The sequence below is a fragment of the Leptotrichia sp. oral taxon 223 genome, from assembly GCF_013394795.1.
GTDB lineage: Bacteria > Fusobacteriota > Fusobacteriia > Fusobacteriales > Leptotrichiaceae > Leptotrichia.
In genome coordinates, this window is sequence record NZ_JABXYU010000001.1 from 715,306 (window position 1) to 729,689 (window position 14,384).

Annotated in this window: 11 protein-coding genes and 1 other RNA gene; 10 read left to right on the forward strand and 2 right to left on the reverse strand. The window is 29.3% G+C overall.

The features are described from left to right. Positions 1–231 precede the first annotated feature (231 nt). A complete protein-coding gene (locus tag HW275_RS03395) occupies positions 232–462 on the reverse strand; it encodes a hypothetical protein (protein WP_218975082.1) in 231 nt (76 codons plus the stop codon). Positions 463–682: 220 nt separating this feature from the next. Between HW275_RS03395 and HW275_RS03400 the strand changes: the two genes are divergently transcribed. The 8 genes from HW275_RS03400 (at position 683) to HW275_RS03435 (ending at position 11,897) form a co-directional block, all read left to right on the forward strand. Next, complete coding sequence (locus HW275_RS03400; protein ID WP_178935167.1) at positions 683–1,117, forward strand: DnaJ domain-containing protein; 435 nt, start codon at positions 683–685, stop codon at positions 1,115–1,117. Between the two features lie 16 nt (positions 1,118–1,133). Next, positions 1,134–1,961, forward strand: coding sequence for an FHA domain-containing protein (locus HW275_RS03405; RefSeq protein WP_178935169.1), 828 nt, complete (start codon positions 1,134–1,136; stop codon positions 1,959–1,961). A gap of 43 nt (positions 1,962–2,004) precedes the next feature. Beyond that, positions 2,005–2,649 carry an FHA domain-containing protein gene (locus tag HW275_RS03410; protein ID WP_178935172.1) on the forward strand — a complete coding sequence of 215 codons (645 nt, stop codon included), beginning with the start codon at positions 2,005–2,007 and terminating at the stop codon, positions 2,647–2,649. Positions 2,650–3,152: 503 nt separating this feature from the next. Continuing rightward, positions 3,153–5,522 (forward strand): PP2C family serine/threonine-protein phosphatase, encoded by a 2,370-nt coding sequence (locus HW275_RS03415; protein WP_178935174.1) that lies wholly within the window; start codon positions 3,153–3,155, stop codon positions 5,520–5,522. Positions 5,523–5,537: 15 nt separating this feature from the next. Further along, positions 5,538–6,953 carry a hypothetical protein gene (locus HW275_RS03420; RefSeq protein WP_178935175.1) on the forward strand — a complete coding sequence of 472 codons (1,416 nt, stop codon included), beginning with the start codon at positions 5,538–5,540 and terminating at the stop codon, positions 6,951–6,953. Then, positions 6,910–7,809 (forward strand): serine/threonine-protein kinase, encoded by a 900-nt coding sequence (locus HW275_RS03425; RefSeq protein WP_178935177.1) that lies wholly within the window; start codon positions 6,910–6,912, stop codon positions 7,807–7,809. The genes HW275_RS03420 and HW275_RS03425 overlap by 44 nt, the downstream gene beginning before the upstream one ends. Before the next feature lie 149 nt (positions 7,810–7,958). Then, positions 7,959–10,622, forward strand: a complete 2,664-nt coding sequence (locus tag HW275_RS03430; RefSeq protein WP_178935179.1) for a molecular chaperone — start codon at positions 7,959–7,961, stop codon at positions 10,620–10,622. 15 nt (positions 10,623–10,637) lie between these two features. Further along, on the forward strand, positions 10,638–11,897 hold the full coding sequence (locus tag HW275_RS03435) for an efflux RND transporter periplasmic adaptor subunit (RefSeq protein ID WP_178935181.1): 1,260 nt from the start codon (positions 10,638–10,640) through the stop codon (positions 11,895–11,897). A gap of 69 nt (positions 11,898–11,966) precedes the next feature. On the opposite strand, the gene HW275_RS03440 is transcribed toward HW275_RS03435, so the two are convergent. Next, positions 11,967–13,124, reverse strand: a complete 1,158-nt coding sequence (locus HW275_RS03440) for a CapA family protein (RefSeq protein WP_178935182.1) — start codon at positions 13,122–13,124, stop codon at positions 11,967–11,969. 295 nt (positions 13,125–13,419) lie between these two features. On the opposite strand from HW275_RS03440, the gene HW275_RS03445 reads away from it, so the two are divergent. Both HW275_RS03445 and ssrS read left to right on the forward strand, forming a co-directional pair. Continuing rightward, positions 13,420–14,097, forward strand: coding sequence for a Crp/Fnr family transcriptional regulator (locus HW275_RS03445; RefSeq protein ID WP_178935184.1), 678 nt, complete (start codon positions 13,420–13,422; stop codon positions 14,095–14,097). A 59-nt stretch (positions 14,098–14,156) separates the two neighbouring features. Further along, a non-coding RNA gene (gene ssrS / locus HW275_RS03450) (6S RNA) lies at positions 14,157–14,358 on the forward strand. The last annotated feature ends 26 nt before the right edge of the window (positions 14,359–14,384 follow it).

Here is a 14,384-nt window from a genome sequence, read left to right on the forward strand (position 1 = left end):
TTGTATTTTGATTTTCTTTAAAGCGGTTAATTGTATTGACCAATAAAAATTTTAATTCTGGAATTTTCCAAATCTATTTTAGCAATATATATTATCATTTTTTTTTATAATTTCAAGAACTTTTTTATAAAGCATTCTAAAATTCTACTGAAAATTAGTTTTTCTGAATAAACAAAAAATAGCAGCCATTAAATAACATTGACTGCTTTTTCATAATTTTAAGTTGGATAATTAACGTCTTCTGCTTTTTTTCATGCCAGGCCTTCTAGTATTTCTTCTTCCTTGAGGATTCATAGATTGTCTTTTTGCCGGCTTTTTGTTTATCGTTTTTCTTTTTGGCTGAACAACCATCGCTTTTGGTTTTGGCTTTGGATGTTTAGGTGGTTCTGCAAAGGATACCACTGAAACTCCAATAATTCCTAAAATTGCAACTATTTTCTTAAAAGTATTTTTTATATTCATATTAACCATCTCCGTTTCAATTTTTTTCTCTTCTTCTCTTGACAAGTATATAGTATCATTTAATTTTGACAAAATTATGTAAATTTTATGTCTTTTTTGTGAAATTTAAGTTTTATTTTTATAAAAATTTTTAAAATAAAATTAAAAAAAGGTTGACAAAAATATAAAAATATAGTATTATAAATAAAAATTAAAATAAGATTAATAAAGAGGAAGGAAAATGGACTATTACAAAATATTAGAAGTGTCTGAAAATGCTGATATTTCCGAAATAAAAAAGAAATATAGAAAATTGGCAATGAAATATCATCCTGACAAAAATGCAGGGGACGAAAAAGCTGCAAAAAAGTTTCGGGAAATAACAGAAGCTTATGAAGTTCTTGGAAACGGGAAAAAGCGGAAAGAATACGATTATAAAAGGAAAAATGATAATAATCAGAAACAAGATAAAAATAAGTCAAAGAATGTTAAAAATAAATTTTCTAGTAATAATTTTACTTTTGGAAAAGAATTCTTTAAAAGTACAGCTGAAATGAAAGGAATGTTTGAAAATAGTTTTGGGCTAGATAAAATGACAAAGAATAAAGCAAAAGCTGAGAAGGAAAATATGAAAAGCAGGTTCGAGAGTTTTTTTGATATGAAAGAAAAAAAATAAGAAAGGGGAATTAGAAATGCTGTGGGGAATCAGAAGAAGTTTTGCAAATTGGAGAAATATCTTTAGACGTCCGCTTGGGCGTGGAAGCATTTACAGGCTGGAAAGACTTAGAAGCGTGGCACGACTTGGAAAAAATAAAGAAAATGGGAAAATTAACGATGAAAAAAATAAAATTAGTGTGGATAAGGGAATAAAAAAATATGAAAAACGGAAATTAAATGCAAAAAATCAGAAAAGCTACAAATTTTTAAATATAAAAAATATTTTGATAATGACTGTTTTGATATTTACATTTATTTTTGTCCATCTTTTAGGATATTCTACAAAAAGCCTTTATTTTTCGATTTTTATTTATATCGGAGTTACACTTTACCTGCTCATTGTGGAAAGATTTTTTGAAAAGGTGGAAGTTGAGGAGGAAATCAAAAATATAAAGTATGAGAGGGAAAGGGAGCATAACGTATTTTTAGAAAGGGTAAAGGAAATTGAGGATTTGGAGAAAAAGCAGATTGAGCATATATTTTTGAAGGATTCAGAAGATTATGATATGAAAATTTGGAAAATTGGGAGGGCAACATCGCTTCTTATTGGTAAGCAATCGCCAAGAAACAGGGTGGATATAGATGTAAGTGAAGGGATTTATTCAAATTTAGTCAGCAGGGCTCATGGAATATTAAATCGTGTCAATGGAATCTGGTATTATGAGGATTTAGGTTCACAAAATGGAAGTGGAATAGAAAGAAGTTTAGATAAGCGGAAAATAAAACTTAAAAAAAATATACCAGTAAAAGTGGAATCAGGGGACATAATTTATTTGGCGACTACAAAAATATTATTAAAATAAATCTATAAATTTATAAAATGAAAAAAGAAAGGAAAATTTTAAAATGAAATTGGATAGATGTAAAAATGGGCATATATACGATGTTTCAAGATACAGCTTATGCCCCTACTGTAAATCTGAAGGACTGGAAACGGAAAACTTGGATGATAAAATTAATCTAGTTGAAGAAATGAAGGATGAAGACAGAACAACGGCCTACTGGTCTAAAGACAGCACCGTAGATCCAGTCGTGGGTTGGCTTACGTGCATTGAGGGGCATGATAAGGGAAAAGACTACAGAATTGTGAGCGAACGAAACTTTGTTGGGCGTGGAGAAAATATGGATATACAAATTTTAGGAGATACTATGATTTCCAGAAAAAACCATTGCTCAATAAGCTATAATCCCAAACAGCGAAAATTTATGCTAACTCCCGGAGATTCCAACGGACTAATCTATCTGAATGGAGAAGCAGTCTATAACACAGTAGAACTAAGGGCTTATTCAGTAGTTGAAATGGGAGAAAGCAAATTTGTATTTGTAAATCTGTGCGGAGATTATTTTGACTGGGAAAAGGAAAAGTCGAGAGAGGAAAGTGTGAAAAGGAAATATGAAAATTTAAATGATGAAAAAATTGTGAAAAATACGAATTTTCAGAATAAAAATACTGATTTGGAAGTAAAAATCGAAGATTATGAACAGATTTAATAAATTTATACTAAACCCAATTTAAATGAAGAATTTATTACAAATTTTTCTAATAAAAGATATAAACCTAATGTTTTCAATTAATTTAAGATATAATTCTCATTTTTTAAACAGAGTTTAGTATAAATTAATCCGTCGGAGCATTTTTATGTGTTGGCAAAACTGTTTGAGCATAGTGAGTTTTTGTCAGTGCAGAAAAATGTCGTAGACTAGCCATAGGTTATTGCGTAGCAATCTTGCCACAATTTTAATTATTAGGACTAACCTTTACTGCAAGATAAAGTTTTGCAGCAATGAGCAATCCTACGAAAATAAAAGAAAAAATATAATATAAAATAGTAAAAATTGTTATTAAACAAAATAATCTAATACTAAATCTTATTAGAAAATAGAATACAATTCAAAATTTATTAGATACCAACCTTTTTAATGGGGAATAGTAATAGTATAAAAATATATTTTATAAAGTTGAATTAATAAAAAATAGAGGGAGAAATGGGAAAATGAGGAAAGATGAGGCAAAATTTATTACGGAATTTTTGAGCGAGGCTGGGACGAAGGCTGAAAATAACGATTATTTTGGGTATGTTTTGCTGGATAATTATGCGATTTGGGCTGTGGCGGATGGATTTGATGAGGAGGAAGGGGCAAAAGTTGCGGCAAGAATTGCTGTGGAATCCGTGATTGAATATTTTATGCTACGTCCACGATTTAACTATGATGTAATAAAGGAAATGATGGATTATGCCAATCTGAAAGTTAAGGAAAAACAGGAAGAAACTCAGAAATATTGTCTTATGCACACTTCTCTTTTAATCATTATAAGTAATTATAATTCAATTTTATATGGAAATATCGGAAATACAAGGTTTTATCATATTAGAGGCGGATACATCATTTCTCAAAGCAGAGATGACACGATAGCACAGCTTTTGGTGGACGAAGAGGCATTGAATATATCGGATATGAGATTTCACAGGCAAAGAAATGATTTGCTGCAGGCAATTGGGGATTTTGGGAAAATTAAGCCAAATATTATAAAAAAACCTGTAGAACTTATAGAAAAAGATGTTTTTTGCTTGACGACTGTAGGATTCTGGGAAAATATTGATGAGCATGATATGGAAAATGATTTATCCATATTTGAGGATAAGAAGCAATGGTTAAATTCATTGGAAAAACGGATACTTGCTTCGCTTAGGGATAATATTGAAAATTATACGATTGCACAGGTAGAAGTGGGTGCTGTAGCAAGTCCAGAGCCGATGGAAAAGGATAAAAGGAAACTTATTAAAAAAATAATACTTGTAATGCTCATTATTGCTGTAATTATTTTGTTTGTTGTAATTTGGAATGTAAAAAGGCGAAATGGTATTCTGCAGGCGGCAACGCAGTATGAAAAATTGGCGGATGAGGAGATTTTAAAGAAAAATTTTAATAACTCAATTGATAATTTGAAGCTTGAAATTGGAGAGTACGAAAAATTAAAGTCAAAAAGCAGGGGAATAATAGGATTTCTTACGAATGCTGAGAAAAAGAGAGCTGATGCAAATAAGAAAATTGATGAGATAAATAAGAAAATTGGAGAAACTGAGAAGATTAAAAAGGCATTTTTGGATATTAATGAGGGAAATGAGATGTTTAACAGCGGGAATTATGACGAGGCGAACGTAAAATATCAGCAGGCTAAGTATAACCTGAATGACAACAGTTATAAACGGGATGAACTGAACACGGAAGAGATTTTAACTACATTGGATTCACGGATAAATTCAACTGTGAAATTAAAGGAAGCTAAGGCTTTGGAAACGGCTGGAGATACGGCGGTTAATGAAGGAAGCTACAATTTAGCAAAGGTTAGTTATAAAAATGCGGCTGATATGTATTTGGCAAATGGAAGGGCAGATTATGTTTCGCAAGTTGAGAAAAAGCTGGAGGAAATAACGGATAAGGAAAAAACAGCATATAATGGGGCAATACTTGCTGAAAATAAAGGGGATTCGCTAGCACAAAGCAATATTAATTCTTCAAAAGAGGCGTATTATCAGGCACGACAGATGTATCAGACACTTGGAGATACTGTGAAAGTAGGAGAAATTGACAATAAGATACAGGAACTCAATTCCCAGCAAAATGCTGATTTACAGACTGCCAACAATCTCGTTCAGGAAGGGCTTTCGCAAATAACTGCTAATAATCCAGCACAAGCAATAAATATTCTAACGCAGGCTAAAAATATTTATCAGAAAATGAAGGATACGAATAATGCAAATGTTGTAAGTAAATACATAAATCAGGCACAGGAATTTATTAAATTTGAAAGCCAGAATGCTGAAAAATTAAAAACGCAGGAAATGGAATATTCGGAAAGGTTAAGGCAGCAGGAAATTCAAATGCAACAGCAACTGCAGATAAAAGAAGCTGAAATCAAGGCACAGCAGGAAGAAATGGAGCGGGAACGGCAAAGACGTGAAGAAATAACAAGGAAAATGGAAAATGCGTCAAATCTGGAAATGCAGGCAGACCAGTTGGCTATAAATGAAAGATTTGAAGAGAGCATTTCAAAATATGAGGAAACGAAGAAAATTCTGGAAGAAGTGAATGCTGATGGAAATTTTGGAAATCAGATGTCCAAAATTGAGGATTTGAATAAAAAAATTGAAAAAAGTGAGGGGTATTTGCTAAAGAAAAAAGGAGATGATGATTTTAAGAATAAAAAATGGAAGGAAGCTGTGGAAAAATTTACGCAGGCGAAGGAAAAATTGGAAAAAAGCGGCACAAAACAAAATGAAATAGCCGAAATTGAGAAAAAGCTGAAAAAGGCTGAGAAAAAGGCGAATAAAAAATGGTGGCAGTTTTGGAAGATTTTTTAAAAGGGAGAAGGGAAAATGGTAAAAAATATAAAATTAAATACTTTCTTTTTTAAGGAATATGCACAAATTGCTGAAAAAAACACTTATTCGGCATATATTCCAAATGGAAGCAAAGGAATATGGTGTATTGCTGACCTTGACGAAAAGACAGATGAAAAAATGCAGGAAAAGTTAGAAATATCTGAAAAAATTGAAAATAGTAATGTTGAAAATAAGAAAGTTGATAAGATAAATTTAGCAAAAATTGGAGTTCACAAAATTATTGAAAAATATTTGGAAAATAATGAATTTTCGCTAGAAAATATAAAACAGATGATACAATCTTCCATTGATAAAGTGATTTTTGAGAAAACAAAATTATATAAATTTTATAAGGCTGAAAATAATCTTGACTTAAAAAATTTTTATTCACAAATTGTTATTATTATTGAAAAAAATAATATGATTGTTGGAAATATGGGGAAAACTGAACTTGTTTTATATAGGGAAAATAGAATTGCGGAAAAGGTAAGTGGAGAAGAGAGCAAAAAAATAAGGCTGAAAAAAGATGATTATTTGCTGGCTGGGAGTCCTGAATTCTGGAAGATTATTAATGAGAGTGAAATTGAGGAAGTATATGTTGACAAGAAAAGTAAAGAAAATATTGAGCAAAGTTTAAGCGAACAGATAAAACTTGCTGAGAAAAAATTGGGTAAAGTGATACCATTTTTGTCGATTTTTGTTGAAGATATTGAACTGGAAAAAAATTATGAATTGTTAGAAAAAGAAATTAATGAGAAAAATCAAAAACAGGAAAAAGTTGTAAAATATATATTTTTGGCTGTAATATTTGTGTTTATGTTTGTTTCTGTAGGGAAAAATATTCAAAAGGGTAACTTGAAAGGTGAAAGAAAAGAAAAAGTAAAAAATATAATGGCTGAGAAAATTATAGAAAAAGCAAATTTGATGAAAAATAATTTAAATAAACAATCAGAGATAGAAAGAAATAAAGTTAAACAGAAAAATATTGAAGATGAAGTTGAAAAAACTTTGGAGAATAGTGATCTGGTTGAAAATGAGGAAGTAAAAAATAAAAAGATAGAAAATGAAGAAATAGAAAAAAACTATGCAAAAAATTTGGAAATTACTCAAAATATTATAAAAATTAAAGAGAAAGGGGCTGTAAAATTAACTAATTCAAGAATAAAAAAGAAAGTTTCTAAAAATAAAAAATATAATAGAAAAAATTTGAATGCAGATAATAGAAATTTTAAGAAAAATTATAAGGTAAAAAGTAATGGGATTTCACAACTTGAAAAGGAAATTGAGAAAAATTGGGAAGTTCTTGGGCGTGATAGAAATGGGAATAATTTTGTGAAAAATAGAGAATTTAAAAGGGAAAAGAAGAATGGATTTTTTATCAAAGGGAACAATATTGAATGGGAAGTATAAAATTTTAAATTATGTAGCTAAAAGTGATTTTTCCAATATTTATATGTGTGAAGACAGACAAGGGGAAAAAGTAATTATTAAGGAATGTTATCCTTCAGAAATTGTTATGAGAAATGGAAAAGAGGTTTTTACTGAAAAGTACAAGAAGGATTTTGAAAATTTGAAAGAAAGTTTTTGGAAAGAAAAATGTATTTTGGAGAAATTTTTGAAAAAATCTAAAAGGAGGAAATGGAAATTTACGGATGACGTTGTTAAACTTGTGGACTTTTTTATTGAAAATGGGACAAATTATATTGTTACTGAATATTTTTGTGGAGTTACTTTGAAAAAATATATTTTGGAAAATCGGATAAAAAATGGAAAAATGAGGATAAATCATATTTTGGAAATATTTTTTAAAATTGCAGAAGTAGTTTGTAAAATTCATAAAAAGGGAATTATTCATTGTGATTTGAAGCCTTCAAATATTTTGATTGATATTAGGGGAAATATCAGGATTATTGATTTTGGAGCGAGCTTGAAAAAGAAGGAAAAGATTGAGTTTGTTAAGGTTTCAGATGGGTATTCGCCAATTGAGATTTATTCAGAAAAAGTAGAGATTGATGAAAGGGCGGATGTTTATTCACTTGCGGCACTTTTATATTTTATGCTTTGTGGCGTGAAAGTGGATGGGGCAATTAAGAGATTTTATAAGGCAGAACTAGAGTTTGATAGAGAAGTTATTTTGGGATTTGAGAAGATTGAGAAATTTAAGGAAGTGGAAGAAGTTATAAAAAAGGGGCTGGAGTTTGACAGGCAGAAAAGGTTTGGAAGTATTAGGGAAATGATTGATAAATTGAGAAAAATTTTTGCTTAAAATAAAAGTTTTTAAATAGATTTGATTTTATAATGATGAACTGAAATAGTTTTTATAAAATCTATGTTTATAGCTTTTTATTTGGATTTTAAATTAATAAAATCAAGACTTGAATGTAATCAAAAATGACTAAAGGGGACAAGGTAAAAATGAGATTATTTTATGAAGAGGAATTGCGAAGAAAATCTTATTATGAGATGTATCAAATTGCAATCGAGGAACATTTGGTAAATGTACATGTGGAAACGCCCACGAGAGAGGAGCTTATTGCGCTTTTGATGAAATACAGGGGAGTCAAGGCAAGTTACTGTATTGACAAGTATAATAAAAATGGACTTGTGAATGTTCAGGAACTTTTTGATAATAAACTTGGCGAGAGGATTCATCATGAGAATAAGATACGGGTACCTCACAAGATTATTTTGTATAAGGAACTTAATTTGATGAGGGAGGACAATTATAAAATTGAGATTCCTGAAAATGTGAGCAGTGCAAATGTTTTTCTTATAAATGCTAATAACTACCTGTGTGGGATTTTCCAGCTGGAAAAGGATTTAAATAGCAGGAATAAGTATTTTCTGATTAGTAAAAAGGAATTTTTTAGAGTTGAAACGCTGAAAAATAATAAATTTTCATTTTTGTTCTTTAAGGAAAATGATTTAAAATTTATTCATAAGTTTTATAATTTGAAGGAAGATGAAATGACACCACTTTATCCGTACCAGATGGATTATTACAAAGTTGAAATTGAAAATTTTATTGTGAAAAATCTGGAAACTACGAATACACCGCTTTGTATTGATTTTGGGACAGTAAATACGGCTCTTGGAGCATATCTGGATAGAAATTATGTGAAGGATTTGCCAACAAATGATATTCTGAATGGAAATGTCGTGATTGATGCGATAAATTATGTAAAATTTGATGACGGGGAGAGGCATTACCGTGAGATTTTTCCGACGTTGGTTTATGTTGATGATTGCAGTGATGCTAATAATATTAAGTATTCATTTGGGTATGATGTGGTAAGAAAGCTGGAGAGAAATGACTATATTGTCAATGGCTCGATTTTTTATAGCTTGAAAAGGTGGGTGCATGAACATAATAAACTTGAGAAAATTAATGATGAGTTTGGAAATATTCTGTATGTAAAAAGAAAGGATATAATAAAGGCGTACTTAAAATATGTTGTGAATCGTGCAGAATATATGTTTAAATGCAAATTTAAAAAAATTCACGCTTCAAGTCCTGTAAAATTAAAGGAGCAGTTTTTGACGATGTTTCAGGAAATTTTCATGGTGGAAAATAAATTTAATAAAAATCAGAATTCTGAAATTTCTGAAAAAAATATAATTTCAAGTGAGAAAAATTATGAATATGAAATTATTCGTGAAAATGCGATGGATGAGGCGATTGCGGTGCTATATAACACAATTGAGATACAGATAAGGAAGGGAAAATATAAGGAAAATGAGGAATATAGTGCCTTAATTATTGACTGTGGTGGTGGAACGACAGATTTGGCGGCTTGCAAGTATGTGATTAGCAAGGACAGGATTTCATATTATCTAGATATAAGGACAAGTTTTGAAAATGGGGATGAGAATTTTGGTGGAAATGACTTGACTTACAGGATTATGCAGTTCTTGAAAATTGTGCTTGGGGCAAGATATTCTGAAAATAGGGTTGTTTCTATTAATGATTTAATAAAATATGATAATGATATGATTTACAAGATAATTGACGAGAGTGGTGTTGAGAAGATTTTTGAAAATATGAATTTGGAATATGAAAAGTATGAAAATGTAATTCCCACAAAATATTCACAGTTTGAGAATAAAATGAGTGAAGAATATCAGAAAATACGGAATAACTTTTATATGCTATGGGAAGCGGCTGAAAATCTTAAAAAGGAATTTTTTACATCCGATGGAAGACTACGAACACGTTTTGATGTGCCTAGAAATTATGAAAAACGTAATGATATTCACATAACGCAGTTAAAAAGCTGGAAAATTCACACTTATGAAAATAACATATTTAAAACAATAACAGATTATCCAAGACATATTTTCACAATAAAAGAAATTGAAAAAATCGTAAAAGCTGATATTTATGGAATGCTTAGAAAATTCTTGAATACGTATTACAAGGAAGGGCTGCTTTTTGAGTATTCATTAATAAAATTAAGTGGACAGTCAACGAAAATTAGTACATTTCAGGAAGTTCTAAAGGAATTTGTTCCAGGAAAAATGATTGAATACAAGGAACTGAGCCATCGTGATGATTACGAACTGAAATTGAACTGTCTGGACGGAGCTATAAAATATCTAGATTATAAGCGATTTGGGCATATAGATGTGGAAATTGTGAATGAAGTTCCGCTTGTGCCGTATTCTGTGTGGGTGGAAAAATACGATGGGGAAAAAGTGGAAATGATACAGACTTCACGAAAGACTGATATTCTGATTGGACAAATTGACAAAAAGATTTCTGCTGAAGAACTAAAAATTTATGTTTATACTGCAGAAGGTGAATTGAAAAAAGAGATGATTTATAAAAATGAAGATAACTATGAAGAAATGGATGCACAGGAAATTTTGCCTGAATTTACAAATATAATTTCTCAAAATGATACCGATACAATTCAAAACGGCACAATAAGATTTTTTATTTATACTGATTTGAACAACTGGGGATTTTTTGTCGTTCCAATCCAAAGAAAATCAGATCAGCTTTATCTTGGACGAAAGGAATATTTCCCTTATGAAGATAATTTAAGTGAAAATTCCTATTTTGACGGAAACCACTAAAAAAGGAAGAGAATATTGAGAAAAAAAGATGAAATAATTTGGATAATGCCCGCAATTTTTATTTTTATTATTCTTTTTATGATAAAATTCTGTACTCCAAAAATTAATCAGAAATATGCTATTGAAAAAATAACACGTGAAAATCTTGAACTTTTTGTGAATATAAAAGGAACTGTTGTTGCACATAATGTTACTAAAATTGGACTAGATGTGAATTTATCCGTTGATGATGTTTATTACAAGGCTGGAGATTTTGTAAAAAAGGGCGATGTAATAGTAAAATTTAGTGATTATCAGAAAAATGGATTGAATGAAAAACGTACGTTATTAGTGATTAAAAATCGGGAATTACGAAATTTGGAAAAACAAAAGGAATTGGGATCTGATGTTAGTCAGAAAATTCAGGAATTACGTGGAGAAATATCAGGGTTGGAAATTGAAATTAAAGATGAAATGGGAAATACAAGATTGGTTCAGAGAAGTGTAAGAAGTCCATTTGATGCTTACATTGTGAAAATTAATACTGTGAAAGGTGGAATTACAAATAAAAATGAGCCTATTTTGATTCTTGCCAAAAGGAAAGATTTAAAAATAGTTAGTGAAAGTGTGAAAAGTGATAAAGTTAAAAATCTGAATATTGGAAATGTTGCTGAAATTAGTATTTTCAGGAAGGAAAGTAAAAAAATTGGAGAAGAAAAAACACTTGAAGAATTAATTAAAATTAAAAATGATAAAAATAAGGAAATTTTGCGAGATGAGGATAAAACAAAAGTAAATTCAGATTTATTTTCTGAAAAAAAGGTTATTGAAGCAGAATTATTTAAGATTAATAAAATTGGGGATATGAATGTATTTGAGTTTTTGCCAATTTTATTTAAGGATTTGTTTTTAAATGAGCAAGCGGATATTCGTGTGATTTATAAGAAAAAAGAGAATGTTCTAGCTGTTCCAAAAAAGGCTGTTATTTTTAAAAATCAGAAAAGCTATATTTATTTGATTGATAAAAATAATTTGGTTAAAGAAAAGGAAGTTTTTGTTGGGATGGAGAACGGAAAGAAGATTGAAATTTTTGGAATGAATATTGAAGAAGGAATGGAAATTATTGGAAATCCTGATAATAAAATTGTAAATAACGTGATTGTGGAGCGAAGGAATATTAGGGATGAGGAAATTGAAAAGAGAAAAAAATTGGAAAGGTTAGAGCGGGAAAATGAGAAACTGGGGAATAGAATGGATGAAAATGAGAGGGAAATTATTAGACTAAAAAGAAAGTAAAATCAGGATGCTTTTATCCTGATTTCTAGCTATATTCTTTAAATTTGTGAAAAATAAAATAAAAAATTTTTAATTTAGATTATTAATCTTGGTAATTTTTCCATCAGCAGTGATAGAAAGTCCATTTCCATTTGGAAAATCAGATTTATTCAAGGAAATTATCTTTTTGATGACTGACTTTTCTGAATCTATAAAAGGGCCTAAACTTTCATAAGTCTGTCTTATAGGGATAATTTCTCCAGATATAAAATTTCCATTGCTGTCTATTTTAATCTTAAAAATTGGAGCAAGTCCCATAGATCCTGAAATATTAATCTTTCCAAAAGTTGCAAAATTTCCTCCGCTATACGAAATAAATTTATTTTTGTAAAGTTCGACTGCTCTTGTAACATGAGGGCCTTGCCCAAAGATTATATCGGCTCCATTGTCTATGGCAAAATGGGCAAATTCATAAACATTTCCTCTATCTTCGCCATGAAAAATTTCATTTTTTCTTGTAATATGTTCGGCTCCAGCACCTTCGGCTCCACCGTGAAACATAACAATTACAATATCAACTTTTAATTTTAATTCAGAAATAAGTTTTTTTGCATAATTATAATCATTTAGTTTTACAGTAGCTGAATTTGGAGAAAATGAAATAAATCCAAATTTTTTTCCATCTTTTTCTAAAATCGCACTTTCAGCGATATCTTTAATTCCAGAATATTTTATGCCTAAATTATCAAGATTTTTCATGGTTTTCTTAATTCCAATTTCTCCAAAATCATTGCTATGGTTATTGGCAATACTTAAATAGTCAAATCCAGCCTGTTTTAGATATGCTCCATATCTTGAAGGCATACGAAAAACATAGCATACATTTTGATTATTACAGGTTTTGGGAGTCCCGCCATTATCAAATAGAGTTCCTTCCAAATTTCCCACTGTTATATCAGCATTTTTCAGTATATTTTGTGTATTTTCAAGAATATTGGCATTATTTTCAGGAAGCAGATGTTCAAAAGGGTAATTTGAACCAAGCATTATATCTCCCACACCAATAATTGTAAATTCTGATTTTTCATCAGGCTTATCATTTTTAGAAGTACTTGATTTTTTAGTTTCTGGCATTTTTTTCAAATTAATAAATTTATTTGTAAAACCTTTAAAATTAGGATTTACAGCAATTATGGCAAGTAAAAAAATTAAAATAGCACATAAAATTAACAATATATTTTTTTTCATAAAATCCTCTCATAAATGGTTATTTTAAACATATTTTACACACCTTTAATTTAAAATTTTTATATTTAAAAATAAATAATTTTTCATTTGTTATTGAAATTAAAATTCAAAAATGGTAATATAAAACTTAGGTAGTATTTACAAAATATTTTGTCATCAAAATATATAATGTCGAACTATTAAAATTAGATATTTTTTAATTAAGTAAAATAATTATAACTTTTGAATTCGATTTTAAAGCGATTTTACCGTATTTTGATTTAAATTAAAATTATTTATAGAGAGAAGAAATATTATGAAAATAAAAGATCTATCAATTTTTTTGACAAAAGTTTCGTTATTTCAAGGATTAACTATTGAAGAAATTTCAGAATGTCTGGAAAAAATTAATTTTAAAATAGAAAAATATAAGAAAAATGAAACTGTATTTTTTCGTGGAGATACTTTAGAAAAAGTAATTATTATTATAAAAGGTTCCACTTATGGGGAAATGCAGAAATTTAACGGAGATACAATTGTTATTGGTGAGATGAAGGCGGGGGAAGTTCTGGCTTCTGCATTTTTATTTGGAGAAAATAATATTTTTCCTGTTGATTTAATAACTTTGGAAAATTCTAAATTACTGTTTTTTGATAAAGAAAAATATTTGGATGCAATTTATTCGGATAAGAGGCTCTTACTTAATTTCATAACTGAAATTTCAAATAAAAGTCAACTTCTTTCAAAGCGGATATGGTTTAATTTTACAAATAAGACAATTGAAGAAAAAATATTAAGCTATATAAAGGAAAATACTAAAAATGGCAAAATCAAGTTTTTACCCAGCATTTCAGCTTTGGCAAAGCGGTTTGAGGTAACAAGGCCCGCCTTGTCAAGAGAAATTTCAAATCTATGTAAAAAGAATATTTTAATGAAATTAGAAAACAATGCCTATTTGGTAAATTTTTCAAATTTTTCTGAAAAGAATGTTTGACATTTTTTCATATAACAGTTATAATAATTAAGTAATGAAACTCAATTAAATAATAAATAAAATTTCTGATCTATTCGATACTAACAACGAATTTTTAGGCTTTACTCTATTTTAATGGGGTTATCCCTTTATAAATTGTTTCAGGAAAATCACGACGGCTCACGCTTTGTACGGATTCTGTACAGTTTATAAATATGACTACCACCTGTAACATCCTACAGGCTACTAAAAATTACGTTAGAACGGTAGATCGGATTTTTTATTTCTTTAAATTCTGTGTTTGATGC

Bases quoted from the DNA above. Each gene is read 5' to 3' on its own strand.
- HW275_RS03415 (WP_178935174.1), top strand. From the start codon at position 3,153: ATGAGGAAAGATGAGGCAAAATTTATTACGGAATTTTTGAGCGAGGCT.
- HW275_RS03425 (WP_178935177.1), top strand. From the start codon at position 6,910: ATGGATTTTTTATCAAAGGGAACAATATTGAATGGGAAGTATAAAATT.
- HW275_RS03420 (WP_178935175.1), top strand. From the start codon at position 5,538: ATGGTAAAAAATATAAAATTAAATACTTTCTTTTTTAAGGAATATGCA.
- HW275_RS03405 (WP_178935169.1), top strand. From the start codon at position 1,134: ATGCTGTGGGGAATCAGAAGAAGTTTTGCAAATTGGAGAAATATCTTT.
- HW275_RS03400 (WP_178935167.1), top strand. From the start codon at position 683: ATGGACTATTACAAAATATTAGAAGTGTCTGAAAATGCTGATATTTCC.
- HW275_RS03445 (WP_178935184.1), top strand. From the start codon at position 13,420: ATGAAAATAAAAGATCTATCAATTTTTTTGACAAAAGTTTCGTTATTT.
- HW275_RS03440 (WP_178935182.1), bottom strand. From the start codon at position 13,124: ATGAAAAAAAATATATTGTTAATTTTATGTGCTATTTTAATTTTTTTA.
- HW275_RS03410 (WP_178935172.1), top strand. From the start codon at position 2,005: ATGAAATTGGATAGATGTAAAAATGGGCATATATACGATGTTTCAAGA.
- HW275_RS03430 (WP_178935179.1), top strand. From the start codon at position 7,959: ATGAGATTATTTTATGAAGAGGAATTGCGAAGAAAATCTTATTATGAG.
- HW275_RS03395 (WP_218975082.1), bottom strand. From the start codon at position 462: ATGAATATAAAAAATACTTTTAAGAAAATAGTTGCAATTTTAGGAATT.